The following is a 26,239-nucleotide window of genomic DNA, read 5'->3' as shown; positions in this document are numbered from 1 at the left end:
AGAAAAAGGAGAAACAGCTTATGATGACAAATCTGGTCCAGTTCCCCCGCCTGGGGCTGGAGTTTGAGATCGACCGGGTGGCCTTTTCCATCGGGAACATCCACATCTACTGGTACGGCCTCATCATCGCCGCGGGCCTGCTGCTGGCGCTGGCGTTCGCCTTCCACTACGCGCCGGACTTCGGCGTGGACGCCGACCGCCTGGTGGACGTGGTGCTGGTGGGCACGGTGTGCGCCATCGTCTGCGCCCGGGCCTACTATGTGGCCTTCGCCCCCTTCAAGTACGACTCCCTCTGGGACATGATCAACCTGCGGGACGGCGGCATCGCCATCTACGGCGCGGTGATCGGCGCGGCGGTGTTCGGGGGCCTGGCCTGCAAATGGCGGGGCGTGCCCATCCTGCCCACCTTCGACCTGGTGGCCATGGGCTTCCTCATCGGCCAGGGCCTCGGCCGCTGGGGCAACTTCTTCAACCAGGAGGCCTTCGGCAGCAACACCAACTCCCTCTTTGGCATGTACAGCCAGGGCACTCACAACTACCTGGCCAGCTGGCAGGCCCAGCTGGCGGCGGAAGGGGTCACGGTGGATCCCTCCATGCCGGTGCACCCCACCTTTTTGTACGAGAGTGTGTGGTGCTTTGTGGGCTTCTTCGCCCTGTGGGCCTTCATGAAAAAGCGCCGCTACAACGGCCAGATCGCCCTGCTCTACGCCGTGTGGTACGGCGCGGGCCGCTTTTGGATCGAGGGTCTGCGCACCGACTCGCTGCTCATCCCCGGCGTGGGGCTGCGGGTGAGTCAGGTGGTGGCCTTGGTGTGCGTGGTGGCGGGTCTGGCGCTGCTGGCGGTGCTGGGCAAAAAGCACAAGGGCGTGCCCTTTGAGGTGCAGCTGCCGGTGAGCGGCGACGCGCTGAAGCAGGCGAAGGCCGCCGGCCTGGACCGCGGGCAGATCGACCGCATCGCCGGCAAACTGCCGGCGGGCGCGTCCCACCGGGCCTTTGTGGATCAGACGGCCCAGATCGCCCAGGTGAACTGGGCCGCCCGGGCCGCCGCGCTGGCCGATGAGGCCGCCCCGGCCGGGCCCGCTCCGGCGGAAGCGGCAGAGGCCGCGGCGTTCGGCGAGCCGGAGACCGACGCCCCCGCGCAGCCGGACAAGCCGGCGGAGAGCGGGGAATAAACAGACAGGAGGAAGGGGAGGAAAGCCATGGCGGCACAGATCATCAGCGGCAAACTGCTGGCGGCCGAAGTGAAAAAACGGGTGGCCGGCGAGGTGGAACAGCTCAAGGCCCAGGGGATAAACCCCTGCCTGGCGGTGATGCTGGTGGGCAGCGACCCGGCCAGCCAGGTGTATGTGCGGGGCAAGCAGAACGACTGCGCCGAGTGCGGCATCGAGAGCCGCCTGGTGCGCATGGACGAGAACGCCACCCAGGCCGAGGTGCTGGAGCAGCTGGGCCGCCTGGCCGCCGACGAGTCGGTGCACGGGGTGCTGGTGCAGCTGCCCCTGCCCGCCCAGATCGACGAGCAGGCGGTGATCGCCGCCATCCCCCCGGAGAAGGACGTGGACGGCTTCACCCCGGTGAATGTGGGGCGCATGACCATCGGGCAGCAGTGCTTCCTGCCCTGCACCCCCGCCGGCTGCATCGAGATGCTCAAATACGCCGGTGTGGCCATCGAGGGCAAGCGGGCGGTGGTGGTGGGCCGCAGCAACATCGTGGGCAAGCCCGCCGCGCTGCTGCTTTTGCGGGAGAACGCCACCGTCACCGTCTGTCACTCCCGCACCCGGGATCTGGCGAACATCTGCGCCGAGGCGGACATTTTGGTGGCCGCCATCGGCAAAGCGAAGTTCATCACCGGCGACATGATCAAACCCGGCGCGGCGGTGATCGACGTGGGCATCAACCGGGGCGAGGACGGCAAACTCTGCGGCGACGTGGACTTTGCCGCCGCCAGCGAGAAGGCCGCCTTCATCACCCCGGTGCCCGGCGGCGTGGGCCTGATGACCCGGGCCATGCTGCTGTGCAACACGGTGCAGGCCGCCCGCATGGCCGCCGGGCGCTGAAAAAGCGCCCCACCCCGCCGGGCCCGGCGCCCGGGAAAGGAAGGTATCCCATGGAAAAACGCATCGCCATCTGCCCCGGCAGCTTCGATCCCATCACCAAGGGCCATCTGGACATCATCCGCCGGGCGGCCGCCCTCTTCGACGAGGTGATCGTGCTCATCATGGTGAACTACACCAAGGCAAAGACCGCCTTCACCCCCGAGGAGCGGGTGGAGATGGCCCGCCGGGTCACGGCGGACATCCCCAATGTGCGGGTGGACTACTACGCCGGCCTGCTGGCGGATTACGCCGGCAAGCAGGGGGCCTGCACGCTGGTGAAGGGCCTGCGGGCGGTGACGGACTTTGAGTATGAGTTCCAGATGGCTCTCACCAACAAAAAACTCTGCCCCAATCTGGAGACCCTCTTCCTCACCACCGACATCCAGTATATGTACCTGTCCAGTTCGGTGGTGCGGCAGGTGGCCAGCTTCGGCGGCGACATCTCGGAATTCGTCTGCCCCGAGGTGCTGGAGGACATCCAAAAGCGCCTGGCCCCCGCGCCCGGCACGCTGTCCGACGGCTGAACCTACAAAACAGCGCACAAAACAATGAAAAAACCGGCGCTTTCCTCTGCCCGCCGGGGCAGGGAAAACGCCGGTTTTTGCTTTGTTTCACCCCTGTCGCCGCCCGGAGAGGCGCGGCCGGCTTTGCGCGGCACACCCGCCCGGGCGCGCCGCCGGGGCTCAGGCCAGCGCCTCGGCGATGAAGCCGCCGCCCACCACCGCGTCGCCGTCGTAGAACACGGCGCTCTGGCCCGGGGCGGGGGCGCGGGCGGGCGCGTCGAAGCGCACCAGGCCCTCGCCGTCAAAGACACAGCCCACCGGCGCGGCGGCGCTGCGCACCTTCACCTCGTAGTGCCCGGCGGGCAGGGGCGCGCCGTCGGGGGTGCACACATCCGCCAGGCGCATGCCGCCGAAGAACTCCTCCCCGGCCCAGCCCAGCACCACGTCGCCGTTCTCCCGGATGGCCTTCACAAAGGCGGGCCTGCCCAGGGCAAGGCCCAGCCCCTTGCGCTGGCCCAGGGTGTAGCGCAGCACCCCCTTGTGGGGGCCGAGGTCCGCGCCGTCCGGCCCGATGAACCGCCCCGCCTTGCCCGCCAGGCCCCGGCCCTCGATGAAAGCCGCGTAGTCGCCGTCGGGGATAAAGCAGATCTCCATGCTGTCCGGCGAGTCGGCGCAGGGGAGGGAGGCCTCCCGGGCCATCGCCCGCACGTCCTCCTTTTCAAACTCGCCCAGGGGCAGGCACAGCCGGCTCAGGATGTCCTGCCCCAGCCGGTAGAGCATATAACTCTGGTCCCGGGCGGTGCTCACCGCCCGGCAGACGGTGTAAATGCCGTCCCCCCGGTCTTCCACCCGGGCGTAGTGGCCGGTGGCGATGAAGCGGCAGCCCAGCTTGTCCGCCTCGGCGGCCAGCAGCCGGAACTTCACCGCCGGGTTGCACAGCACGCAGGGGTTGGGGGTGCGCCCGGCGCAGTAGGCCGCGCAGAAGGGCTGCACCACCTCTTTTTCAAAGGCCGCGCCCGCGTCGATCACCGTCAGCGGCACGCCCAGCGCCGCGGCGGCCTTTTTGGCCTCCTCCACCGCTTTGTCGTGGGCGGGGGAGAAGCGGATCACCGCCCCCCGCACCTCAAAGCCCTGCTGGCGCAGCACGTTCACGCAGACGGCGCTGTCCACCCCGCCGGAAAGCCCCACCAGCACCCGGTGGGTCGCCTCGAAGGTGGAAAAGCCGCCCGCGGGCAAAAATACATCGTTCATCGCACAATACTCCTTTTGTTTCTCATCAGGCCTGCCGCCCGCCGTACCGCTTGCTTTGGGCCACCGCCAGCCGGTCGCACCGCTCGTTTTCCGGGTGGCCGGCGTGCCCCTTGATCCATTTGTAATGGATGACATGGCCCTCGGCCAGGCCCAGCAGCTTCTCCCACAGGTCGGCGTTCAGGGCGGGGGATTTGTCCGCCTTTTTCCAGCCCCGGGCGCGCCAGCCCTTCGCCCAGCCCTTCTGCAGGCCGTCGATCACATATTTGGAATCGCTGCACAGGGTGATCTCGCAGGGCTCCTTCAGCTGTTCCAGGGCGGCGATCAGGGCCGTCAGCTCCATGCGGTTGTTGGTGGTCTGGGCCTCGCCGCCGCTCAGCTCCTTTTCATGCTGTTTGTAGCGCAGCACCGCGCCCCAGCCCCCCGGGCCGGGGTTGCCGCTGCACGCGCCGTCGGTAAAGATCTCGATCTGTTTCATCTGTGCCTCCCCCAGTGGGCGCCGGCAGGGCCGGGCCGGATGTTCCTATTATATCCGCTTTGCCCGCCCGCGGCAAGGGCACCGGAGCCCCGCGTTCTGTTCGCCGCCGCGCCCCGCCGCGGGCCGGCGGTGAGGCGCAGGGCAAAGATTTTTGTCTATACTGCCGTGTGGCAGCCCACTCTTTTTGTTGACAATCACCGATATCCGGCTGTATAATAAACGTAACTTTAAGCATCTGCTTAAACCACGAGTGCGTTAAAAAAGTAGGGCCCGGTCGCATTGAACAAATGGACTTTTCGTGCCCGGCGGCGCTGCCGCGAGACCCACCCGATCACCTGAGCGGGCTACATACGCCCATCCACCCCGCGCATCGCCCCGGCCGCCCTTCGCGCCGGCCCGGGCCTGTTTTGCGCACCATTTTACGGAGGAACTTTATGAATCAACCCAATCCCGAAAAGACCGCCCGCAAGCCCAAAGCGACCCAAAAGGCAAAGAACGCCCCGGCGAAGGCCGGCGGCAGGCAGGAGGCGAAGACCGGCCGTGCAAAGCCGGCCCCGAAGGCGCAGGCCCCGGCCGCCGAGGCGCGCGGGGCGGACAACGCCCGCCGCAAGCCCTTTTACAGCCGCACCCGCCGCCCCCAGCAAAAGCAGAAGAACGGCTCCGCCGCCATCCCCATGCACATCATCCCCCTGGGGGGCCTGGGCGAGGTGGGCAAGAACATCACCCTCTACGAGTGCCAGGGCGACATGATGATCGTGGACTGCGGCCTCGTCTTCCCGGACAGCGACATGTTCGGCGTGGACCTGGTCATCCCCGACTTCACCTATGTGGTGCAGAACAAGGACAAGATCAAGGGCGTCATCATCACCCACGGCCACGAGGACCACATCGGCGCGCTGCCCTACCTGCTCAAGCAGGTGAACCTGCCGGTCTACGCCACCCGGCTCACCATCGGCCTCATCAAGAACAAGCTGGAGGAGCACGGCCTGCTGGGCCGCACCAAGCTGGTGGAGATCACCCCCCGGCGCAAGTTCAAGCTGGGCTGCTTTTCCATCGAGCCCATCCATGTGAACCACTCCATCCCCGACGCGGTGGCCTTTGCCATCGAGTGTCCGGCGGGCATCGTGCTCCAGACCGGCGACTTCAAGGTGGACTACACCCCCCTCTCGGGCGGGCCCACCGACCTGGCCGCCTTTGCCGAGTACGGCAAAAAGGGCGTGCTGGCGCTGCTGAGCGATTCCACCAACGCCGAGCGCCCCGGCTTCACCGCCACCGAGAAAAAGGTGGCCCAGAGCTTTGCAAACCTCTTCCGCCGCGCGGACAAACAGCGCATCATCATCGCCACCTTCGCCTCCAACATCTACCGCATCCAGCAGATCATCGATCTGGCGGTGGAGAACGGCCGCAAGGTGGCTGTCAGCGGCCGCAGCATGGCCAACAACACCCAGATGGCCCTGGAACTGGGCTACCTGCACGCCCCCGAAGGGGTGCTCATCGACATCGAGCAGCTGAACAAATACCCGCCGGAGAAGATCGTGCTCATCACCACCGGCAGCCAGGGCGAGCCGCTGAGCGCGCTGTCCCGCATGGCGGCCTCCAGCCACCGCAGCGTGCATGTGGGGCCGGGCGACTTCATCATCATCTCCGCCACCCCCATCCCCGGCAATGAGAAGATGGTCACCAAGGTGGTCAACGGCCTGCTGCTGCTGGGCGCCGAGGTCATCTATGAATCCATGTACGACGTGCACGTCTCCGGCCACGCCTGCCAGGAGGAGCAAAAACTCATCCTCACCCTCACCGCGCCCCGGTTCTTTTTGCCGGTGCACGGCGAGTACAAGCAGCTGAAAAAGCACGCCATGACCGCCGAGAGCCTGGGCATCCCGGCCGGCAACATCCACATCGCCGAGATCGGGCAGGACATCCGCCTGTCCGCCGACGGGCTGGAGACGGGCGACCCGGTGCCCGCGGGCGCGGTCATGGTGGACGGCCTGGGCGTGGGCGACGTGGGCAATGTGGTGCTGCGGGACCGCCGCCACCTCTCCCAGGACGGTCTGGTCATCGTGGTGGCCACCGTCTCCGCCGACGGCCGTCTGCTGGCCGGGCCGGACCTGGTCAGCCGGGGCTTTGTCTATGTGCGGGAGAGCGAGGAACTGATGGAGGAGGCCCGCAAGCTGGTGATCCAGTGCTTCGAGCGCTGCCACTCCGAGCACGCCCACGACTGGAACAGCCTCAAGACCCGTGTGCGGGAGACCCTCTCCGCCTATATCTACCGGCGCACCAAGCGCAGCCCCATGATCCTTCCCATCCTGATGGAAGTCTGATGCTTTGCCCAAAGGAGGCGAACGACCCATGCGCAACCGACCGCGTCTTACCCTGGAACTGATCTGTGCCGCCCTGCTGGCGCTGTGCTGCGTGCTCGGCGCCGTGCTGGCCCTGCTGCGCCCGGTGGCCCTGCTGGCTCTGGTGCCGGCGCTGGCGATCATCGCGGCGGCCCTTATCCTGGGCGGGCGGCGGCTGCGCCGGTCGGTCTGCCGCGCGGTGACCTGCGCCCGGTTCGAGGGCAGCGAGCTGCAGCTGGACCTGGGCGCGCTGCGCCTGCCGGCGGCGCTGCTGTGCGGCAAAACGCTGGTGTGGTACAACGAGGCGTTCAAGACCCGGCTGCTGGCCGGCGAGGACGCGTTCCTCCAGCCGGTGAGCCGGGTGCTGCCCGGCCTGGACCTGCGCCAGTGCGCGGAGGAGAAGGGGCAGAACCTGGAGCGGGCGGGCCGGCGCTACACCGCCTTTTCCGCCCCCGGCCCCGGCGCGGAGGGCTACGCCGTCCTCTATCTGGTGGACAACACCGAACTCAAGACCACCGCCGCCGAGTACGCCGCCAGCCGCCCGTCCTACCTTGTGATCGAGGTGGACGGCTATCAGGAACTGGTGGCCGACCTGCGGGACTCCGAGCGCAGTCATGTGATGGAGGCCATCAACCGCACGCTGGAGCAGTACTTCGCCCGCACCAACGGCTTTTTGCGGCGGGTGGCCGTCTCCCGGTATATCGCCGTGGTGGAGGAGCGCCACATGAAGGAGATGGTGGCCGCCCGCTTCGACCTGCTGGACAAGGTGCGCGCCCTGAACGAGGGGGTGCAGCTGACCCTGTCCATCGGCGTGGGCCGGGGCGGCAGCTGCCTGAAAGAGTGTCAGCAGATGGCCGAGCAGTCGCTGGACATGGCCCTGGGCCGGGGCGGCGACCAGGCGGCGGTGAAGACCCCCGACGGCTTTGAGTTTTACGGCGGCGTCACCCGCAGCGTGGAGAAGCGCAGCCGGGTGAAGAGCCGCATCCTGGCCAACGCCCTGGTGGACCTGGTGCGCCAGGCGGACAGCGTGGTCATCATGGGCCACCGCATGAGCGACCTGGACGCCCTGGGCGCCGCGGTGGGCGTGCTGCGCATCTGCAAGGGGCTGGACGTGCCCGCCGTCATCGCGGTGCGCCGCAAGGCCACCCTGGCCACCAGCCTCATCGACAGCTTTGAACAGGCGGGCCTGGCCGAGGATTTCATCGAGCCGGAGAAGGCCGCCGAACTGGTCACCCAGAACACCCTGCTGGTGGTGGTGGACACCCACATCGTGAACCTGCTGGAGAGCCGGGAACTCTACGAAAAATGCGGCCATGTGGCGGTGATCGACCACCATCGCAAGGCGGTGGGCCACATCGAGAACCCGGTGCTCTTCTGCCACGAGCCCTACGCCTCCTCCACCTGCGAACTGGTGTGCGAACTGCTGCAGTATGTGCCCGGCAAGGAGACCGACCCCACCCCCCTGGAGGCCCAGGCCCTGCTGGCGGGCATCATGCTGGACACCCGCAGCTTTGCGCTGCACACCGGCGTGCGCACCTTTGAGGCCGCGGCCTACCTGCGGCGGATGGGCGCGGCCACCGAGGAGGTGCGCTCCCTCTTCAACTCCTCGCTGGAGGAGTACACCGTCAAGTCCAACCTGGTGGAGAGCGCCCGCCTGTACATGGGCTGCGCCGTTTCGGTGTCGGGGGAACTGCCCCCCGGCATGGCGGTGGCGGTGCCCCAGGCCGCCAACGACCTGCTCACCATCAACGGTGTGGGCGCCAGCTTCGTGGCGGTGCAGAAGGGGGACGGGGTGAACATCTCCGCCCGCAGCATGGGCAAGGTGAACGTGCAGGTGATCCTGGAAAAGCTGGGCGGCGGCGGTCACATGACCATGGCCGGCGCGCAGCTGAAGAACATCAGCCTGGACCACGCCGAGCAGATGCTCTGCGACGCCATCGCCGACTATCGCCGCCAGCAGCAGGCGAGCCTCAAAAATCAGCAGCCTGCGCAGCCGTGAGGCCGCGCGGTACACCTACATAAAGGAGAAACAACCATGAAGGTCATTCTGAAGCAGGACGTGAAAACCATCGGCAAAAAGGACGAGATCCACGAGGTGTCGGACGGCTACGCCCGCAACTTTTTGTTCCCCCGGGGCCTGGCCGCCCCGGCGGACGCGGCGGCGGTGAACATGGCCCGCACCAAGAGCGAGGCCAAAGAGCACCACGCCGCCGAGGCCCTGGCCGCCGCCCGGGCGCTGGCCGACACCGTGAAGGACAAGACCGTCACCCTCAAGGCCAAGGGCGGCGCCTCCGGGCGGCTGTTCGGAAAGATCACCGCCAAGGACGTGGCCGAGGCCCTGAGCAAGGTGGCCGGCACCGAGATCGACAAGCGCAAGGTGGAACTGGAGCGGGACATCAAGGACTTCGGCACCTACTCCGCCACCGTCAAGCTGCACCCGGGCGTGAGCGCGCCCTTCAAGGTGAAGGTGGAGGAACAGTGAGAGAGCGTGCCGCGCGGCCCGCTCGCAACCAGCAACGGCCGCCCCGCGCAGGGCGGGGCAGGGGATGAGGTTTCATGCAGGATTTTACTTCCGTTGATCTTGAATCGCTGGGCGTGGCCAAGCCCTACAGCATGGAGGCCGAGCAGTCGGTGCTGGGCGCCGCGCTGCTGGAGAGCGAGTCCGTGCTGCCGGAACTGGTGGAGACCCTGCGCCCGGAGATGTTCTATGCCCGCCAGAACGGCGAGATCTTCTCCGAGATGGTGCGGCTGTTCACCGCCGGCGAGCGGGTGGACCTGGTCACCCTGCTGGACGCGGTGGTGGCCGCCGGCGTGTTCGAGAGCCCCGACGCCGCCAAGGTGTACCTGGCGCGGCTGGGCGAGACGGTGCCCAGCATCAGCAATGTGAGCGCCTACGCCCGCATCGTGCAGGAGAAGTTCGTGGCCCGTCAGGTGCTGGAGGTGGCCCAGAGCATCCTGCAGCAGAGCGGCGAGGCCCCCAGTGCCGAGCTGCTTTTGGAGAGCGCCGAGCAGAAGCTCTACGAGATCCGCTCCGGCCGCGAGCAGAACAGCCTGACCAAACTCTCCGCCGCCCTGGTGGAGACCCTGGGCACCCTGCAGAAGATCACCGGCCCGGATAAATCCAAATACGCCGGCATCCCCACCGGCTTCACCTATCTGGACACCATCCTCACCGGCCTGGGCCGCTCGGACCTCATCATCCTGGCGGCCCGCCCCGGCATGGGCAAGACCAGCTTTGCTTTGAACATCGCCACCAATGTGGCCAAAAAGCAGCGGGTGCCGGTGGCCATCTTCAGCCTGGAGATGAGCAAGGAGCAGCTGACCAACCGCATCCTCTCCGCCGAGGCCGGGGTGGACAGCCACGCCTTCCGCTCGGGCGCCCTGGGCGACGCCGAGTGGGACGACCTGGCCCACGCCTCGGAAATTTTGCACGACGTGCCCATCTACATGGACGACACCTCCGGCATCACCATCCCCGAGGTGAAGGCCAAGATCCGCCGGGTCAACCAGGACCCCTCCCGCCCGCCCATCGGGCTGGTGGTGATCGACTACCTCCAGCTGATGACCAGCGGCAAGCGCACCGAGAACCGGGTGCAGGAGATCAGCGATATCACCCGGAACCTGAAGATCATGGCCAAGGAACTGAACGTGCCGGTCATCGCCCTGAGCCAGCTGTCCCGCGCGGCGGAAAAGTCCAGCGGCCGGTCGGACCACCGGCCCCAGCTGTCCGACCTGCGGGATTCCGGCTCCATCGAGCAGGACGCCGACATCGTGCTGTTCCTGTACCGGGAGGGCTACTATACCTCCATGACCGGGCAGAGCCTGGAGGACTCCGACGCCTCCACCGCTGAATGCATCATCGCCAAGAACCGCCACGGCGAGACCGGCAAGGTGGACCTTGCCTGGGACGGCGCCCACACCCGGTTCATGAATGTGGATTACAACCATGGAACGATTTGAAGAAACGGTGCTGGCGGCCTGCAGATCGCTGCTGGCGCCGGGAGACAGGGTCATTGCGGCGGTCTCGGGCGGGGCCGACTCCATGGCCCTGTTGCAGTTTTTGCTGGAATACCAAGAGGCGCTGGGCGTCACGGTGGAAGCCGTGCATGTGGACCACCGCCTGCGGCACGAATCCGCCCGGGACGCCGCCTTTGTGGCGGCGTTCTGCAACGAGAAGGGGGTGCCCCTCCACGCCTTTGCCGCCGACGCGCCGGTGGGGCACCGCAGCGAGGAGTGGAGCCGTCAGCTTCGCTACGGCTTTTTTGAGACGCTGGCGGGCCCCGGCGTGAAGATCGCCACCGCCCACACCCTCTCCGACCAGGCGGAGACGCTGCTGCTGCGGCTGGCCCGGGGAGCCGGCGTGCGGGGGGCGGCGGGCATCCCCGCGGCGCGGGGGTGCTTTGTGCGGCCCATGCTGGGCGTCACCAAGGCCCAGGCCCAGGCGTTTTGCCGCAGCCGGGGCCTTTCCTGGGTCACCGACGAGGACAACCTCTCCGACGTTTACGCCCGCAACAAGCTGCGCCATTACGCCATGCCCGCCATCGAGGCCGCCTGCCCCGGGGCGGAGGCCGCCTTCGGGACGTTTTGCGCCCGGATGGGGGAACTGACGCAATATTTGCGCGGCAGGGGGGAACACTTGCTGGTGAGCGCGGCCTGCGCCCCGGATGCCTGGCGGCTGGACACGCTGGCCGCCGCGCCCGCCGTGGAGCGGGCGGAGGCCCTTCGCATCCTGGTGGAGGCCGAGCGGCCGCTGCGAAAGGGGGACATCCAGCGCCTTGAGGCCCTGCTGGCCCGCCGCGCGGGGGCGGTGCAGCTGACGCCGGCCGTGCGGCTGGCGGCGCGCGGCAGCCGCCTGGAGCGCCGGCGCACGGCCGAACCGGCCTTTTTCGCGCCGGTGGAGGCGCGACCCGGCGAATACCGGCTGCCCGGCGGGTTTTGCCTGCGTTTGCGCCTTGTGGAGGGGGCGGAATGTGAAGAATCTATAAAATTTGCCCAAACTGCAAAAAAACCATTCGACAATTGCGCAGATTATGATAAAATAAGCAGTAGCCTGTGTCTGCGCACCCGTCAGGCGGGGGATGTGTTCCGTCCCGCCGGCCGGAACGTAGATAAGACGCTGAAAAAACTGTTCAACGAGCAGAAGGTGCCCGCGCCCCGGCGGGATTCGTTGCCGCTGCTGGCGGCGGGCAGCCGGGTGGTGTGGCTCTGGGGCGAGGGGTTCGCCCACGGCCTGCGGCCGGACGAAAACACCCGGCGGCTGCTGGTGGTGGAGCCCCGGCATTGTGAACATAGGGAGGAAGAGGAATGAGCCAGAGGGACGACATCCTCAAGGTGCTGCTCAGCGAGGAGCAGCTGAAGGACAAATGCGCCGAGATGGGCGCGCAGATCACCCGGGACTATGCCGGCAAGAACCTGCTGCTGGTGACGGTGCTCAAAGGGGCCGTGGTCTACATGGCCGACCTGATGCGCTCCATCGACCTGCCCTGCGCCATCGACTTCATGGTGGTGTCCAGCTACGGCAGCGGCACCAAGACCAGCGGCGTGGTGAAGATCGTCAAGGACCTGGACCAGGACCTCTCCGGCAAGGACATCCTCATCGTGGAGGACATCCTGGACTCCGGCATGACCCTCTCCTACCTCACCGGCCTGCTGCGCGGGCGCAACCCGGCCAGCATCCGCATCGCCACCCTGCTGGATAAGCCCAGCCGCCGCAAGGTGGACCTCGTGGCGGACTATGTGGGCTTTGAGGTGCCGGACGAGTTCGTGGTGGGCTACGGCCTGGACTACGACGAGCAGTACCGCAACCTGCCCTTTGTGGGGGTGCTCAAGCCCCACGTCTACGGGGGCTGACCAAAATCAAACGCGCGGGGATGCGCCCCGCGGATGGGAGATGAGTTTTTGCAGCACAGACCGAAATTCAACGGCGTGTACATCGCCGTGCTGCTGGCGCTGGCCCTGCTGGCGTTCAATCTGTGGACCACCTTCTCCACCGCCTCCAGCGGTGTGACCATGCCCTACTCCAAGGTGGTGGACTACTTTGAGGCCAATCAGGTGGTTGGCTTTGAGATGGACCTGAACACCGGCAACCTGCGCCTGGCCCTCAAGGAGGGCGAGGTGGCCCTGCCGGAGGGGGTAAAGGAGTCCGCGACCGCCGAGGCCCAGGTGCAGCAGACCACCCAGGGCCTGCTCAGCGCCATGATGGGCAGCCAGCAGACCGTTCAGGACATCCTGCCCTCGGGGGAGGGCATCTATCACATCACCTACCGGCTGCCCTATCCGGGGCTGTTCGTCACCTATGTGCAGGATTACATCGACCAGTACAACGCGGCGAATCCCGATTCGCCCATGGTCTACGACTACATCGCGGCCCGGGCGGAGGTGCCCTGGTTCGACATCCTGCTGATGGTCATGCTGGTGGGCAGCATGGTGTTCGTGTTCTACACCATGTACCGGGGCAGCCAGGGCGGCGGCATCATGAACGTGGGCCGCGCCAAGGTCAAGGACCAGACCGAGGACAAGCGCAAGACCACCTTTGCCGACGTGGCCGGCGCCGACGAAGAAAAGAACGAGCTGGAGGAGATCGTCGCCTTTTTGAAGAACCCCAGCCAGTTCAACAGCCTGGGCGCCCGCATCCCCCACGGCGTGCTGCTGGTGGGCCCTCCGGGCACCGGCAAAACCCTGCTGGCCCGGGCCTGCGCCGGCGAGGCCGGCGTGCCCTTCTACTCCATCTCCGGTTCCGACTTTGTGGAGATGTATGTGGGCGTGGGCGCCTCCCGCGTGCGCGACCTCTTTGACAAGGCCAAAAAGACCGCCCCCAGCATCATCTTCATCGATGAGATCGACGCCGTGGGCCGCCAGCGGGGCACCGGCCTCGGCGGCGGGCACGACGAGCGGGAGCAGACCCTCAACCAGATGCTGGTGGAGATGGACGGCTTCGGCGCCAACGAGGGCGTCATCGTCATCGCCGCCACCAACCGGGCGGACATCCTGGACCACGCCCTGCTGCGCCCCGGCCGGTTCGACCGGCAGGTGTATGTGGGCCTGCCGGACATCAAGGGCCGGGAGGAGATCCTGAAGGTGCACACCCGCCACAAGCCCCTCGCCCCCGACGTGAACCTCAAGACCATCGCCCGCACCACCGTGGGCTTCTCCGGCGCGGACCTGGAAAACCTGGTGAACGAGGCGGCCCTGCTGGCCGCCCGCCGGGGCAAGAAGGCCATCACCGAGCAGGAGATCGAGGAGGCCAGCATCAAGGTGGTGGCCGGCCCCGAGAAGAAGAGCCGGGTGGTCACCGAGAAGGAAAAGCGCCTCACCGCCTACCACGAGGCGGGACACGCCATCACCCACTACTACTGCAAGACCGCCGACCCGGTGCATGAGATCTCCATCATCCCCCGGGGCATGGCCGGCGGCTATACCATGAGCCTGCCCGAGAAGGACCAGACCTACGTCACCAAGACCCAGATGCAGGAGCAGATCGTCACCCTGCTGGGCGGCCGGGTGGCCGAGCTGCTGGTGCTGGACGACATCTCCACCGGCGCCTCCAACGACCTGGAGCGGGCCACCAAGACCGCCCGCGCCATGGTCACCCGCTACGGCTTCTCCGAGCGGATGGGCCCGGTGGTCTACGGCTCCGACCCCGGCGAGACCTTCCTGGGCCGTGACTTCACCCAGGGCCGGGGCTATTCCGAGACCATCGCCGCCGAGATCGACAGCGAGATCCGCGACATCGTGGACGAGGCATTCGAGACCGCCCGCCGCATGCTCACCGAGCACCGGGACCAGCTGGAAGTGGTGGCCCAGGCCCTGATCCGGCGGGAGAAACTCAGTGGCGAGGAGTTCAAGACCCTGATGGAGGGCGGCCAGCTGCCCGAGGACGAGGCAAAGCCCGCGGCTCCCGAGGCACCCCAGGCGCCCGAAGCGCCCGCCGCCCCCGAGGCGCCCGCCCAGACGACCGAGCCCGCGCAGGCGGCGGAGCCCGCCCAGACCGCGGAGTCTGCCGAGACCGCGGAGCCGGCCGCACCCGCGGAGGGCGCGGAGCAGTCCCCGGAGCCGGACGGCGAGCCCCGGCCGTGAACGACCGTTCGTGAAAGGGAAAGGAGCGATCCTGCATGGAAGAAAATTTTGACCTGTTGGCCCAGTCCCGCGCAAATTACTTCACCAAGGGCAGCCCGGTGCAGTTTGTCAAGGTGGAACTGCTGAAGGGCGATGTGAGCGGCGACATCGCCGTCTGCCTGTCCTTCAAGAACATCACCGCCAACCCCCTCACCCAGCTGCAGATCACCTTCAAATGCAAGGACCGCAGCGGCGCGGTGGTCTGCCAGGATCAGTTCGTCTACGAGGGGCTGAACGCCTCCCACGGCGAGGTGTTCGGCGCGGATGACGCGGTGTATATCAGTTCGTCGCCCATCGGCAGCGTGGAGGTGGAGCTGGGCACGGCCCGCTTCGCCGACGGCAGCGCCGTGGACCTGACCGGCTATCCCCGGGTGCGGCTGACCCCGCCCAAGAAACTGCCCCCCGAACTGGCGGAAAAACTCTGCGAGCGCACCCGCAAAGAGGGCCTCACCGTGGTGCCTCAGGTGCTGGACGAGGGCTGGTATTGCGCCTGCGGCGCCTTCCATCCCCGGGAGGAGGACGGCGTGTGGTGCAGCGAGTGCGGCTCCGACCGCATCCTGCTGCAGAACACCCTGTCCAGCCTGCTGCAGAGCAATACCAGCGCGCCTGCCACCGACGACGAGCCCACCCGCATGGTGCCGCCCGTCCGCCAGGAGGAGCCCACCCGCGCGGTGCCGCCCCTCTCGGGGCGCCCCGCCCCCGCGGCGCCGGTGGAGGAGGACGACGATGTGATCGTCGCCCCGCCCCGCCGGGCCGCCCGGCCCGCCCCGCAGCCTGCCGCCCAGCCTTACGCTTCCCGCGGCCAGTACCAGGCGCAGGATCAGTACGAGGAGGAGTATGATGAGCCGGAGGAGGATCCCCGGGATGTGATCGCCGGGCGGATCATCCGCTGGGCGCCCCCCATCACCGCGGTGCTCTGCGCCATCATCGCCGCCGTGGGCTTCATCCTCACCCTGTAACGATCTCACAAAAGCGGCCCTGCCGGAAAAGCCGGCGGGGCCGTTTTTTCGGCCCCATCCGCGGGCGCGGCATCCCTTGACATTTTGTGGCCGGGCGTGGTTAAATAAATTTGTATGCGCAAAATATAGTAGAACAAGCCCCCGGTGGGGGACGAAGGAGAGAGCGGTTTGGCAAAAAAACAGGAATACTCAAACGAGAGCATCGTCAGCCTCAAGGGTGCGGACCGGGTGCGCAAGCGCCCGGCGGTCATCTTCGGCTCCGACGGGGTGGAGGGGTGCGCCCACGCCATCTTCGAGATCCTCTCCAACTCCATCGACGAGGCCCGGGAGGGCTACGGCGACCGCATCGTGCTCACCCGCTTTAAGGACGGCAGCATCCAGGTGGAGGATGCCGGCCGGGGCATCCCGGTGGACTACAACCCCAAGGAGGAGCGGTATAACTGGGAACTGGTCTTCTGCGAGATGTACGCCGGCGGCAAGTACACCGCCGGCGAGGACAACTATGAGTACTCCCTGGGCCTGAATGGTCTGGGCCTGTGCGCCACCCAGTACGCAAGCGAGTGGATGACCGCCGAAGTCTGGCGGGACGGTTTCCACTACCACATCGACTTCAAAAAGGGCGAGCCGGTGGGCGGCCTGCAAAAAGAGCCTGCCGCCCGCCACAAGACCGGCACCACCATCCGCTGGAAGCCGGACGCCGAGGTGTTCACCGACGTGAACGTGCCCGCCCAGTATTTCCTGGACACCATGAAGCGGCAGGCGGTGGTGAACGCCGGCCTTACCCTGGTGCTGGTGGACGAGACCGGCCCGGAAAAGACCACCACCACCTTCTTCTATGAAAAGGGCATCGAGGACTATGTGAATGAGATCGCCGGGCTGGACGCCATGACCCCGGTGGTGTACTGCGAGTCCACCGCCATGGCCCGGGACCGGGAGGACCAGCCGGAATACAAGGTCAAGATGAGCGCCGCCTTCTGCTTCTCCAACAAAACGCAGCTGCTGGAGTACTACCACAACTCCAGCTGGCTGGAGCACGGCGGCAGCCCCGACCGGGCGGTGCGCACCGCCTTTGTCGGCCAGATCGACGCGTTCCTCAAGAACAAGGGAATGTACAAAAAGGGCGAGAGCAAGATCACCTTCGCCGACGTGCAGGACTGCCTCATCTACGTCTCCAGCAGCTTTTCCACCCGCACCAGCTACGAGAACCAGACCAAAAAGGCCATCACCAACAAGGGCGTGGCCCAGGTGATGACCGAGTTTCTGAAGCACAACCTGGAGGTCTATTTCCTGGAAAAGCCGGACGAGGCCCAGAAGCTGTGCCAGCAGGTGCTCATCAACAAACAGAGCCGCGAGCACGCCGAAAAGACCCGCCAGTCCATCAAAAAGACCATGGTCAGCCAGATGGACATCGCCAACCGGGTGCAGAAATTCGTGGACTGCCGCACCAAGGACCCCGCCCGCCGCGAACTCTACATCGTGGAGGGCGACTCCGCCATGGGCGCGGTCAAGACCAGCCGCGACTCGGAGTATCAGGCCATCATGCCGGTGCGGGGCAAGATTTTGAACTGCCTCAAGGCGGACTATGACCGCATCTTCAAAAGCGAGGTCATCACCGACCTCATCAAGGTGCTGGGCTGCGGCGTGGAGCTGGGCGGCAAGAGCAAAAAAGACCTGGCCACCTTCAATCTGGACAACCTGCGCTTCAACAAGGTGGTCATCTGCACCGACGCCGACGTGGACGGCTACCAGATCCGCACCCTCATCCTCACCATGATCTACCGGCTGGTGCCCACCCTCATCCAGGAGGGCTACGTCTACATCGCCGAGAGCCCGCTGTACGAGATCAACACCAAGGCCCGCACCTTCTTCGCCTACACCGAGCCGGAAAAGGCCAGCATCCTTTCCCGCATCGGGGAAAAGGAGAAGTACACCATCCAGCGCTCCAAGGGCCTGGGCGAGAACGACCCCGAGATGATGTGGCTCACCACCATGAACCCGGAGAGCCGCCGTCTCATCAAGGTGGAGCCGGAGGAGGCCGAGCGCACCGCCGCGATGTTCGATCTGCTGCTGGGCGACAACCTGGCCGGCCGCAAGGAGCACATCGCCGAGCACGGCGCCGAGTATCTGGACGAGCTGGACCTCTCCTGACGGCAGATTTGTGAGGTAGAACGAGAATGGCAAAAAAACAGACGAAAAAAACTGCGCCCGTCCGGCCCCAGCTGGGCGACAACGTGGAGATCCCCGGCGCCGGCGTGGTGGTGCATTCGCCCATCACCGAAACGCTGGAACAGAACTATATGCCCTACGCCATGAGCGTCATCGTCAGCCGCGCGCTGCCGGAGATCGACGGCTTCAAGCCCGCTCACCGCAAGCTGCTCTACACCATGTACGAGATGGGTCTGCTCAAGGGCGCGCGCACCAAGAGCGCCAACATCGTGGGCAGCACCATGCACCTGAACCCCCACGGCGACGCCGCCATCTACGACACCATGGTGCGCATGGGCCGGGGCAACGAGAGTCTGCTGGTGCCCTTTGTGGATTCCAAGGGCAACTTCGGCAAGGCATACAGCCGGGACATGGCCTGCGCCGCCAGCCGCTACACCGAGGCGAAACTGGAGCCGGTGTGCGAGGAGCTCTTCCGGGACATCGACAAGGACACGGTGGAGTTCGTGCCGAACTACGACGGCACCACCACCGAGCCCACCCTGCTGCCGGTGACCTTTCCCACCATCCTGGCCAACAACACCCTGGGCATCGCCGTGGGCATGGCCTCCAACATCTGCTCCTTCAATCTGGCCGAGCTGTGCGAGACCACCGTGGCCCTGATGAAGGACGAGGGCCACGACCTGCTCTCCACCCTGCCCGCCCCGGACTTTGTGGGCGGCGGCGAAATTCTGTACAACGAGGCCGAACTGCGCAAAATTTACGACACCGGCCGGGGCAGCGTGCGGGTGCGGGCCGTCTGGAACTACGAAAAGGACGGCAACATGATCGAGATCACCCGCATCCCGCCCACCACCACCGTGGAGGCGGTGATGGACAAGATCGCCGAACTGGTGAAGGGCGGCAAGGTGAAAGAGATCAGCGACATGCGCGACGAGACCGACCTGAACGGCCTCAAGCTGACCATCGACTTAAAGCGCGGCCAGGACCCGGAAAAACTCATGCAGAAGCTTTTCCGCCTCACCCCCCTGGAGGACAGCTTCGCCTGCAACTTCAACGTGCTGGTGGGCGGCCAGCCCCGGGTGATGGGCGTGGGGGAGATCCTCACCGAGTGGGTGGCCTTCCGGGCCGAGTGCGTGCGCCGGCGCACTTACTTTGACCTCAAAGGCAAGGAAAAACGGATGCACCTGCTGAAGGGCCTGGAGGCCATCCTGCTGGACATCGACAAGGCCATCTCCATCGTCCGGGAGACGGAGGAGGAGGAAGAGGTGGTGCCCAACCTGATGATCGGCTTCGGCATCGACCAGGTGCAGGCGGAGTATGTGGCCGAGATAAAACTGCGCCACCTCAACCGGGAGTACATCCTCAAGCGCACCAAAGAGATCGAGGAGCTGGCGGGGGAGATCGAGCGCCTCAATGAGATTTTGAAGAGCCCGGCGAAGATCCGCCGCATCATCATGGACGAACTCTCGGCGGTGGCAAAAAAATACGGCCAGCCCCGCCGCTGCCCCATCCTCTACGACGCCCCCGAGCCCGAGGAGGCCGCCGAGGAGGACACCATGCCCGATTATCCCGTCACGGTGTTCTTCACCCGGGAGGGCTACTTCAAGAAGATCACCCCCCAGTCGCTGCGCATGAGCAGCGAGCAGAAGCTGAAAGAGGGGGACGAGGTGCGCTGGCAGTGCGAGACCCACAACACCGCCTGGCTGCTCTTCTTCACCAACCGGCACCAGGTCTACAAGTGCCGCGCCGGCGATTTCGCCGACACCAAGGCCAGCGTGCTGGGCGACTTTGTGGCCGTGAAGCTGGGCATGGAGGAGGGGGAAACGCCGGTGTTCCTGGCGGTCACCGACGACTACAAGGGCCATATGCTATTCTTCTTCCAGAACGGCAAGTGCGCCCGCATCCCCCTTGCCAGCTACGCCACCAAGCAGAACCGCAAAAAGCTGCTCAACGCCTACAGCGACAAATCGCCCCTGGCGGCCATGCTGCAGCTGCCGGAGAGCGAGGAGCTGGCGGTGCGCACCAGCGCGGGCAGGCTGTTGCTGGTGCACTCCACCCAGATCAGCGAAAAGGCCACCCGTGACTCAGCGGGCGTGGCGGTCATCACCCTGAAGAAAAACCAGACCATCGAGAGCGTTAAGCCCGCCTCTTCGATGGAACTGGCCAACCCCCACCGCTACCGGGTGCGCACCCTGCCCGCCGCCGGCGCGCTGCTGCGCCAGGAGGACCAGGCCGAACAGCTGCAGCTGAGCCTGTGAAGCCGCCTCGGGCCAAGATTTTCCTTGCATTTTACAGGGCCTTGTGCTATGATGTTTTTTGCATAAAAGTGTGTATTAAAAGCTAAGGAGCGTTTATACTATGAGTGTTATCGAGATCGTTTGCGGCGTCGTGCTGATGCTGGTGGCCGTGGCCATCATCTTCCTCACCCTGGCGCAGGAGTCCAAGGGCAGGGGCCTGTCCGGCGCGATCATGGGCGAGGGCGGCATGATGGAGGCGGGCCGCACCCGCCGCAAGGACGTGAAGCTGGCCAGAGCCACCCGCATTCTGGGGGCTGTGTTCCTGGTGGTCATCGTGCTGGTGAGCATCGTCAGCGTCATGGAGTAAATCCGCATCTTCCAGGGGGTTCGCAGCGGCGGGCCCCCTTTTTGTGAATCGCCCCACGGGGGCACGAGGTAGTGTATATGTCCATTCGATCCAAGATCCTGCGGGAACTGGAAAAAAAGCCCCGTCGGCTGGGGGAACTGAAAAGCGTGCTGGGCAACGACAAAAAGGTCCAGCGGGCGGTGGAGGAACTGGTGGAGAGCGGCCGCGTCCAGTACAAAAACGGCGCCTGCTTCCTCACCAGGGGCGGCCTTGCGGACGCCGCCCTGCCCTGCCGGCTGGTCAAGCTGGGGGAGAACTTCGCCTTTGCCTCCCAGGCCGACGGGCCGGACATCTTCATCCCCGGCCGGGGCCTCAATGGCGCCATGCCCGGCGACGGGGTGCTGGTGAAACTGTTTGACAAGCCCAAGGTGGCCGGCAGCCTGGAAGGGGAGGTGCTGGCGGTCACGGAGCCCCGCGACACCTTCGTGGGCGTGGTGGTGGCCGAGAAGGGCAAACTGTTCCTCTCGCCGGACGACTGCCCCTTTTTGCGCCTGCAGATCAAGAAGAGCGCCGCCGGCGGGGTGCGCCCCGGCGACAAGGCGGCGGTGGAACTGCTGGAGCGGGGAAGCGACTACGCCGACCACCGGGCGGGGGTGGCCATGCGCTTCGGCAGCGCCGAAAAGGCCCGCCAGTGCGTGCGGGCGCTGCTCTACGCCGCCGGCCGCAGCCGCCAGTTCCCCGACAAGGTGAAGGCGGAGGCCCGGACGATCGCCGAGCCCGGCCCGGCGGACTTCAAAAAGCGGCTGGATCTGCGGGCCGAGCCCATCTTCACCATCGATTCCGCCGAGACCAAGGACATCGACGACGCCATCAGCATCTCCGCCAGCGCCGACGGCTGGCAGCTGGGGGTGCACATCGCGGACGTGAGCCACTATGTGCGCGCCGGCAGCGCGCTGGACAAGGAGGCGTTGGAGCGGGGCACCTCGGTGTATTTTGCCGACAGCGTCATCCCCATGCTGCCCCGGCAGCTGTCCAACGGGGTGTGCAGCCTCAACGAAGGGGTGGACCGGCTGGCTTTCTCCTGCATCATCCAGCTGGACAAGACCGGCGCCATCCAGAACTTCCGCTTTGAAAAGACCGTCATCCGCAGCCGGGTGAAGGGCGTGTATTCCGAGATCAACGCCCTGCTGGCGGGCGCGGCCGACGAGGCGCTGGTGGAGAAATACGCCCCGGTGGCCTCGCAGCTGCCGGTGATGGCCCAGCTCTATCAGCGGCTGGCCGCGGCCCGCAAGGCCCGGGGCTGCATCGACATCGAGACCGACGAGGCAAAGCTGGTGCTGGACGAGGAGGGCCGCTGCGTGGAGCTGGAAAAGCGGCAGCGGGGCCTGTCCGAGCGGATGATCGAGGAGTTCATGCTGCTGGCCAACCAGTGCGCGGCTAAACTTGCCCGCATCCACAAGCTGCCCTTTGTCTACCGGGTGCACGAGAGCCCCAACGCCGAAAAGACCGAGCGCCTGCGGGACCTTTTGCACCTGGCGGGTCTCAACGCCAGTTTCAAGGGCGACGCGCCCACCGTGGCGGAACTGGCCGCCCTGCTGGACGCCACCCGGGGCAAGCCGCTGGAGCGGGCGGTGCACATGGGGGTGCTGCGCAGCATGGCCAAGGCCTGCTACGAGCCGGTGCCCAAGGGCCACTTCGGCCTGGCCCTGCGGGACTACGCCCATTTCACCAGCCCCATCCGGCGCTATCCGGACCTGGCCATCCACCGCATCCTCAGCGATTACTGCGCCGGGGTGAGCGCCCGGGAACTGGAAAGCCGCTACATCGCCTTCGCCGCCGAAGCCAGCGAGCGCTCCAGCGCCGCCGAGGTGGCCGCCATGCAGCTGGAGCGCAGCGCCGACAGCTGCTACAAGGCGGAGTATATGGCAACCCATCTGAACGAGACCTTTGCGGGGCGGGTGTCCGGCGTCAGCCGGCACGGCTTTTTCGTGGAACTGGACAACACCGCCGAGGGCTTTGTCAGCGCCGACACCCTGGGCGGCGAGCCGGAGCTGGTGGAGGGCTTCAGCCTGCGGGCGGGCCGCCGCCGCTGGCAGCTGGGCGACCAGGTGTTCGTAAAGGCCGTGGCGGCCAACGTGGCCCTGGGCCGGGTGGATTTCGAACTGGCGGATGCGGCAGCGGAATAAATAAGGGAATATTTGCCTAAACTGGTGGCATAAACCTTTTTTGAGGAAGAAAGGGGAGTGCACACCATGGGCCTTGCGCTGTTGTTTGCAAAGTCCGCCTCCGCCCAGTCCGATCTCGCCGCCCTCCGGCCGACCTGCCGCGGCCCGGAGCAGCTGGAGCAGGACCTGCGGGACTGCATGGCGGACATGCGTCAGAACCAGATGCTGTTCGATCTGGAGACCGAGCCGGAGCTCATCGACCAGCGCATTTACGAATACCAGGCGATCCAAAGCCGCTATCGCTATCTGCAGCGGCAGGCCCGGGCCGCGGGGCTGCGGGCCATTTTGTGAGCGGGGCGGCCTGGCCGGTGTGGGCCGCCGCCGCGGCGGTCCTGCTGGCGGTGGGCCTTGCCGCGGCAAAGCACCGGCGCCCGCTGGCGGCCGCCTTTGGCAACGCGGTGGCGGGCGTGGCGGCCCTGGGGGCGGTAAACGTGCTGGCCCCCTTCACCGGCGTGGGGCTTGCCCTCAACTGGTTCACCTCCTTCATCGCGGTGGTGCTGGGGGCGCCGGGGGTCATCTGCCTGCTGGCCCTGCGGCTGCTGCTGCGGACATAACACAACAAAAAGGGCGTTCCCTTTGGCGGGGAACGCCCTTTTTGGCGGAAAACGACCGGACCGTAAGCCGGGTTCTGTATTAAACGACAATCTATCTTGGCCTTGCGTCGCCGCAAGGCTCACGCCACCTCCGGGGCGCGCGGGGCGCGCTGTATGCCCCATACGGGTGTTGCTTCTGGTAGGGTTTACATAGCCGCAAAGTCGCCAGTGCGCTGGTGAGCTCTTACCTCGCCTTTCCATCCTTACCGCGAAAACGCGGCGGTTTCTTTCTGTTGCACTATCCCTGGGGTCGCCCCCGGCTGCCGTTAGCAGTTACCATTCCCCTGTGAAGCCCGGACTTTCCTCAGAGCGGACGTGATGCCGCCCCGCTGCCGTATGTTCCACTCGTTTTCCTGCATTGTATTGTAACACAAACGTCCATCCGCCGCAAGGCCGCGCGCCACCAAATTTTTCTTGCAATACAGCTGCTGGCCCTTTATAATTAACACTGTGGGCCGCTAAAGCGGCAGAGTGGAAAGTACAAATGAAAGGGGTCTATGTTCATGATCAAAAACGAATATCTGGCCCGGGTGTATGCCCAGGTGGAGCAGCGCAATCCCGGCGAGAAGGAATTTTTGCAGGCGGTGCGCGAGGTGCTGGAGAGCCTGCAGGTCATCTGCGAGAAACACCCGGAGTACGAGGCCAACGGCGTGCTGGAGCGCATCGTGGAGCCCGAGCGCTTCATCCAGTTCCGTGTGGCCTGGGTGGACGACGCCGGCAAGGTGCAGGTGAACCGTGGCTTCCGCGTGCAGTTCAACAGCGCCATCGGCCCCTACAAGGGCGGCCTGCGGCTGCATCCCAGCGTGAACGCCTCGGTCATCAAGTTCCTGGGCTTCGAGCAGATCTTCAAAAACAGCCTCACCGGCCTGCCCATGGGCGGCGGCAAGGGCGGCAGCGACTTTGACCCCAAGGGCAAGAGCGACGCCGAGATCATGCGCTTCTGCCAGAGCTTCATGACCGAACTTTCCAAGCACATCGGCCAGTTCACCGACGTGCCCGCCGGCGACATCGGCGTGGGCGCCCGGGAGATCGGCTATCTCTTCGGCCAGTACAAGCGCCTGCGCAACGAGTTCACCGGCGTGCTCACCGGCAAGGGCCTGAAGTGGGGCGGCAGCCTGGTGCGCACCGAGGCCACCGGCTACGGCCTGTGCTACTTCACCCAGGAGGCCCTGGCCTGCATGAAGAACGACAGCTTCGCCGGAAAGACCGTGGTGGTCTCCGGCAGCGGCAATGTGGCCATCTACGCCTGCGAGAAGGCCACCCAGCTGGGCGCCAAGGTGGTGGCCATGAGCGATTCCTCCGGCTACGTCTACGACCCCGCCGGCATCGACCTGGACCTGATGAAGCAGATCAAGGAGGTGCGCCGCGCCCGCATCGTGGAGTATGCCAACGCCCGGCCCGGCGCCACCTTCACCGCCGGCTGCTCCGGCATCTGGACCATCCCCTGTGACATCGCCCTGCCCTGCGCCACCCAGAACGAGCTGGACGCCGAGGGCGCCAAGGCGCTGATCGCGAACGGCTGCAAGGTGGTGTGCGAGGGCGCCAACATGCCCAGCACCCCCGAGGCCATCGAGGTCTTCCTGGCGGCGGGCGTGCTGTACGGCCCCGCCAAGGCGGCCAACGCGGGCGGCGTGGCCACCAGCGGCCTGGAGATGAGCCAGAACAGCCTGCGCCTTTCCTGGACCTTCGACGAGGTGGACGAGCGCCTCAAGGACATCATGAAGGGCATCTTCCACGCCGCCTACGACGCCTCCAAGGAGTGCGGCGTGGAGGGCAACCTGATGGTGGGCGCCAATGTGGCCGGCTTCTTGAAGGTGGCCGACGCCATGGTGGCCCAGGGCATCGCCTACTGACCGTTCAAAACATACCGCAAACTGCGCCGCCTGCCGGAACACCGGCGGGCGGCGCTTTTTTCCATCCTCTGACAAAGGCGGTTGGAACTGGGCGGCCCCCGGCGGTTGCGCGGCGATGGCTTTTGTGTTAAAATGTAAAAGTACGTCACATAAAACAAACGGCGGGGAGGTGGGCGCGTGCCGCATGAGCAGACGCCCGCCGAACTCACCTTTCCGGTGGAGGAGCGCTTTGACGGCTGCACCCTGCGGGACTTTATCGGCAGGATGGGGGTGTCGGCGGGCCTTGTGCGTCAGGTCAAGCGCGCCGGCGGCTTTTTTGCTGACGGCCGGCCCCTGCGCACCTGCGACCGGGTGGCCGCGGGCATGACCGTGCGCTTTGCCCTGCCGCCCGAACCGCCCACCACCGTGGCGCCTCAGGACCTTCCCCTCACCGTGGCCTATGAGGACGAGCACGCCATCCTGCTGGACAAGCCCGCGGGCACGGCGGTGCACCCCACCCTGAACTACGCCGACGGCACGCTGGCCAACGCCTACATGGGCCTGCTGGCCCGGCGGGGCAAGGCGGGGGTGTTCCGCCCGGTGAACCGCCTCGACCGCAACACCTCCGGCCTTGTGCTCTGCGCCAAAAACGCCTTCGCCGCGCCGCTGCTGGCCGAAAGCGCCGAAAAGTGGTACCTGGCGCTGCTGGAAGGCACGCCCCCGGCGGAAAAGGGCCTCATCGACGCGCCCATCGGCCGGGCGCCGGGCAGCATCATCCTGCGCTGCGTGTGCTCCGGGGGCAAACCCAGCCGCACCGAGTACCAGGTGGTGCGCCGCTGCGGGCGCTACACGCTGGTGTGGGCCCGCACCCTCACCGGGCGCACCCACCAGCTGCGGGTGCACTTTGCCCACATCGGCTGCCCTCTGGCGGGGGATGACCTCTACGGCGGCGGCAGGGGGGCGATCGCCCGCCATGCGCTGCACTGCGGGTGCATCGAGTTCAAACGGCCGGCGGACGGCCAGACCGTGCGGGTGGAAAGCCCGCTGCCGCCGGACATGGCCGCTTTGGCAAAATGTGACGGGGATTTGAAAATCCTGTGAAAAA

At 66.2% G+C, this 26,239-nt stretch carries 21 protein-coding genes and 1 other RNA gene; 19 read left to right on the top strand and 3 right to left on the bottom strand.

Features of this window, described 5'->3' with window-relative positions; genetic code table 11:
• The first annotated feature begins 20 nt into the window (after positions 1-20).
• Genes lgt through coaD form a run of 3 tightly spaced genes read left to right on the top strand, consistent with a single transcriptional unit; the run spans position 21 to position 2,617 of the window.
• Positions 21-1,172, top strand: a complete 1,152-nt coding sequence (gene lgt / locus ACH2A7_RS08015; RefSeq protein WP_394961241.1) for a prolipoprotein diacylglyceryl transferase — start codon at positions 21-23, stop codon at positions 1,170-1,172.
• Positions 1,173-1,199: 27 nt separating this feature from the next.
• On the top strand, positions 1,200-2,054 hold the full coding sequence (gene folD / locus ACH2A7_RS08010; RefSeq protein ID WP_394961240.1) for a bifunctional methylenetetrahydrofolate dehydrogenase/methenyltetrahydrofolate cyclohydrolase FolD: 855 nt from the start codon (positions 1,200-1,202) through the stop codon (positions 2,052-2,054).
• A gap of 50 nt (positions 2,055-2,104) precedes the next feature.
• A complete protein-coding gene (gene coaD, locus ACH2A7_RS08005) occupies positions 2,105-2,617 on the top strand; it encodes a pantetheine-phosphate adenylyltransferase (RefSeq protein ID WP_394961238.1) in 513 nt (170 codons plus the stop codon).
• A gap of 159 nt (positions 2,618-2,776) precedes the next feature.
• Here the strand turns inward: coaD and mnmA are convergent, their stop codons facing one another.
• Entirely contained in the window at positions 2,777-3,847 is a 1,071-nt protein-coding gene (mnmA, locus tag ACH2A7_RS08000) for a tRNA 2-thiouridine(34) synthase MnmA (RefSeq protein WP_394961237.1), read from the bottom strand.
• 25 nt (positions 3,848-3,872) lie between these two features.
• Positions 3,873-4,322 carry a ribonuclease HI gene (rnhA, locus tag ACH2A7_RS07995; RefSeq protein ID WP_394961235.1) on the bottom strand — a complete coding sequence of 150 codons (450 nt, stop codon included), beginning with the start codon at positions 4,320-4,322 and terminating at the stop codon, positions 3,873-3,875.
• Positions 4,323-4,756: 434 nt separating this feature from the next.
• Here rnhA and ACH2A7_RS07990 point away from each other — a divergent pair, with 434 nt between their 5' ends.
• From ACH2A7_RS07990 to ACH2A7_RS07925, 14 genes are all read left to right on the top strand, one after another.
• Positions 4,757-6,643, top strand: a complete 1,887-nt coding sequence (locus ACH2A7_RS07990) for a ribonuclease J (RefSeq protein ID WP_394961233.1) — start codon at positions 4,757-4,759, stop codon at positions 6,641-6,643.
• 28 nt (positions 6,644-6,671) lie between these two features.
• A complete protein-coding gene (locus tag ACH2A7_RS07985) occupies positions 6,672-8,660 on the top strand; it encodes a DHH family phosphoesterase (protein ID WP_394961232.1) in 1,989 nt (662 codons plus the stop codon).
• A 36-nt stretch (positions 8,661-8,696) separates the two neighbouring features.
• Complete coding sequence (gene rplI / locus ACH2A7_RS07980; protein ID WP_394961231.1) at positions 8,697-9,143, top strand: 50S ribosomal protein L9; 447 nt, start codon at positions 8,697-8,699, stop codon at positions 9,141-9,143.
• Positions 9,144-9,217: 74 nt separating this feature from the next.
• Entirely contained in the window at positions 9,218-10,621 is a 1,404-nt protein-coding gene (dnaB, locus tag ACH2A7_RS07975; RefSeq protein WP_394961230.1) for a replicative DNA helicase, read from the top strand.
• Positions 10,608-11,969 (top strand): tRNA lysidine(34) synthetase TilS, encoded by a 1,362-nt coding sequence (gene tilS, locus ACH2A7_RS07970; protein ID WP_394961229.1) that lies wholly within the window; start codon positions 10,608-10,610, stop codon positions 11,967-11,969. Before dnaB ends, tilS begins: the two co-directional genes overlap by 14 nt.
• Positions 11,966-12,511: a hypoxanthine phosphoribosyltransferase gene (gene hpt / locus ACH2A7_RS07965; protein ID WP_394961228.1), complete on the top strand. Its 546-nt coding sequence runs from the start codon at positions 11,966-11,968 to the stop codon at positions 12,509-12,511. The genes tilS and hpt overlap by 4 nt, the downstream gene beginning before the upstream one ends.
• Positions 12,512-12,670: 159 nt before the next feature.
• Positions 12,671-14,737 (top strand): ATP-dependent zinc metalloprotease FtsH, encoded by a 2,067-nt coding sequence (ftsH, locus tag ACH2A7_RS07960; RefSeq protein ID WP_394961411.1) that lies wholly within the window; start codon positions 12,671-12,673, stop codon positions 14,735-14,737.
• 35 nt (positions 14,738-14,772) lie between these two features.
• Complete coding sequence (locus ACH2A7_RS07955; RefSeq protein ID WP_394961226.1) at positions 14,773-15,735, top strand: hypothetical protein; 963 nt, start codon at positions 14,773-14,775, stop codon at positions 15,733-15,735.
• A gap of 168 nt (positions 15,736-15,903) precedes the next feature.
• Positions 15,904-17,883, top strand: a complete 1,980-nt coding sequence (locus ACH2A7_RS07950) for a type IIA DNA topoisomerase subunit B (protein WP_394961225.1) — start codon at positions 15,904-15,906, stop codon at positions 17,881-17,883.
• A gap of 26 nt (positions 17,884-17,909) precedes the next feature.
• Positions 17,910-20,159, top strand: coding sequence for a DNA gyrase subunit A (locus ACH2A7_RS07945; protein WP_394961224.1), 2,250 nt, complete (start codon positions 17,910-17,912; stop codon positions 20,157-20,159).
• Positions 20,160-20,259: 100 nt separating this feature from the next.
• On the top strand, positions 20,260-20,505 hold the full coding sequence (gene secG / locus ACH2A7_RS07940) for a preprotein translocase subunit SecG (protein WP_394961223.1): 246 nt from the start codon (positions 20,260-20,262) through the stop codon (positions 20,503-20,505).
• A gap of 77 nt (positions 20,506-20,582) precedes the next feature.
• Entirely contained in the window at positions 20,583-22,670 is a 2,088-nt protein-coding gene (locus ACH2A7_RS07935; RefSeq protein ID WP_394961221.1) for a ribonuclease R family protein, read from the top strand.
• Between the two features lie 66 nt (positions 22,671-22,736).
• Positions 22,737-23,000, top strand: coding sequence for a DUF2508 family protein (locus ACH2A7_RS07930; RefSeq protein WP_394961409.1), 264 nt, complete (start codon positions 22,737-22,739; stop codon positions 22,998-23,000).
• A complete protein-coding gene (locus ACH2A7_RS07925) occupies positions 22,997-23,263 on the top strand; it encodes a pro-sigmaK processing inhibitor BofA family protein (RefSeq protein ID WP_394961220.1) in 267 nt (88 codons plus the stop codon). The genes ACH2A7_RS07930 and ACH2A7_RS07925 overlap by 4 nt, the downstream gene beginning before the upstream one ends.
• Positions 23,264-23,311: 48 nt before the next feature.
• Here the strand turns inward: ACH2A7_RS07925 and rnpB are convergent.
• Positions 23,312-23,650, bottom strand: an RNA gene (rnpB, locus tag ACH2A7_RS07920) — RNase P RNA component class A.
• Between the two features lie 155 nt (positions 23,651-23,805).
• Between rnpB and gdhA the strand changes: the two genes are divergently transcribed.
• Both gdhA and ACH2A7_RS07910 read left to right on the top strand, forming a co-directional pair.
• Complete coding sequence (gene gdhA, locus ACH2A7_RS07915; protein WP_394961218.1) at positions 23,806-25,155, top strand: NADP-specific glutamate dehydrogenase; 1,350 nt, start codon at positions 23,806-23,808, stop codon at positions 25,153-25,155.
• 177 nt (positions 25,156-25,332) lie between these two features.
• Positions 25,333-26,235 (top strand): RluA family pseudouridine synthase, encoded by a 903-nt coding sequence (locus ACH2A7_RS07910; protein WP_394961217.1) that lies wholly within the window; start codon positions 25,333-25,335, stop codon positions 26,233-26,235.
• Positions 26,236-26,239 lie beyond the last annotated feature (4 nt).

The organism is Candidatus Allofournierella merdavium, from assembly GCF_944382735.1.
Classification (GTDB): domain Bacteria; phylum Bacillota; class Clostridia; order Oscillospirales; family Ruminococcaceae; genus Allofournierella_A; species Allofournierella_A merdavium.
This window is presented reverse-complemented; position numbering and strand designations above follow the sequence as displayed.

What these genes read in the sequence shown, in the direction of transcription:
- hpt (WP_394961228.1), top strand. Translation starts at nt 11,966, where the DNA reads ATGAGCCAGAGGGACGACATCCTCAAGGTGCTGCTCAGCGAGGAGCAG.
- ACH2A7_RS07985 (WP_394961232.1), top strand. Translation starts at nt 6,672, where the DNA reads ATGCGCAACCGACCGCGTCTTACCCTGGAACTGATCTGTGCCGCCCTG.
- tilS (WP_394961229.1), top strand. Translation starts at nt 10,608, where the DNA reads ATGGAACGATTTGAAGAAACGGTGCTGGCGGCCTGCAGATCGCTGCTG.
- folD (WP_394961240.1), top strand. Translation starts at nt 1,200, where the DNA reads ATGGCGGCACAGATCATCAGCGGCAAACTGCTGGCGGCCGAAGTGAAA.
- ACH2A7_RS07955 (WP_394961226.1), top strand. Translation starts at nt 14,773, where the DNA reads ATGGAAGAAAATTTTGACCTGTTGGCCCAGTCCCGCGCAAATTACTTC.
- ftsH (WP_394961411.1), top strand. Translation starts at nt 12,671, where the DNA reads ATGCCCTACTCCAAGGTGGTGGACTACTTTGAGGCCAATCAGGTGGTT.
- ACH2A7_RS07990 (WP_394961233.1), top strand. Translation starts at nt 4,757, where the DNA reads ATGAATCAACCCAATCCCGAAAAGACCGCCCGCAAGCCCAAAGCGACC.
- lgt (WP_394961241.1), top strand. Translation starts at nt 21, where the DNA reads ATGATGACAAATCTGGTCCAGTTCCCCCGCCTGGGGCTGGAGTTTGAG.
- ACH2A7_RS07930 (WP_394961409.1), top strand. Translation starts at nt 22,737, where the DNA reads ATGGGCCTTGCGCTGTTGTTTGCAAAGTCCGCCTCCGCCCAGTCCGAT.
- gdhA (WP_394961218.1), top strand. Translation starts at nt 23,806, where the DNA reads ATGATCAAAAACGAATATCTGGCCCGGGTGTATGCCCAGGTGGAGCAG.
- dnaB (WP_394961230.1), top strand. Translation starts at nt 9,218, where the DNA reads ATGCAGGATTTTACTTCCGTTGATCTTGAATCGCTGGGCGTGGCCAAG.
- mnmA (WP_394961237.1), bottom strand. Translation starts at nt 3,847, where the DNA reads ATGAACGATGTATTTTTGCCCGCGGGCGGCTTTTCCACCTTCGAGGCG.
- ACH2A7_RS07945 (WP_394961224.1), top strand. Translation starts at nt 17,910, where the DNA reads ATGGCAAAAAAACAGACGAAAAAAACTGCGCCCGTCCGGCCCCAGCTG.
- secG (WP_394961223.1), top strand. Translation starts at nt 20,260, where the DNA reads ATGAGTGTTATCGAGATCGTTTGCGGCGTCGTGCTGATGCTGGTGGCC.
- ACH2A7_RS07935 (WP_394961221.1), top strand. Translation starts at nt 20,583, where the DNA reads ATGTCCATTCGATCCAAGATCCTGCGGGAACTGGAAAAAAAGCCCCGT.
- rplI (WP_394961231.1), top strand. Translation starts at nt 8,697, where the DNA reads ATGAAGGTCATTCTGAAGCAGGACGTGAAAACCATCGGCAAAAAGGAC.
- coaD (WP_394961238.1), top strand. Translation starts at nt 2,105, where the DNA reads ATGGAAAAACGCATCGCCATCTGCCCCGGCAGCTTCGATCCCATCACC.
- rnhA (WP_394961235.1), bottom strand. Translation starts at nt 4,322, where the DNA reads ATGAAACAGATCGAGATCTTTACCGACGGCGCGTGCAGCGGCAACCCC.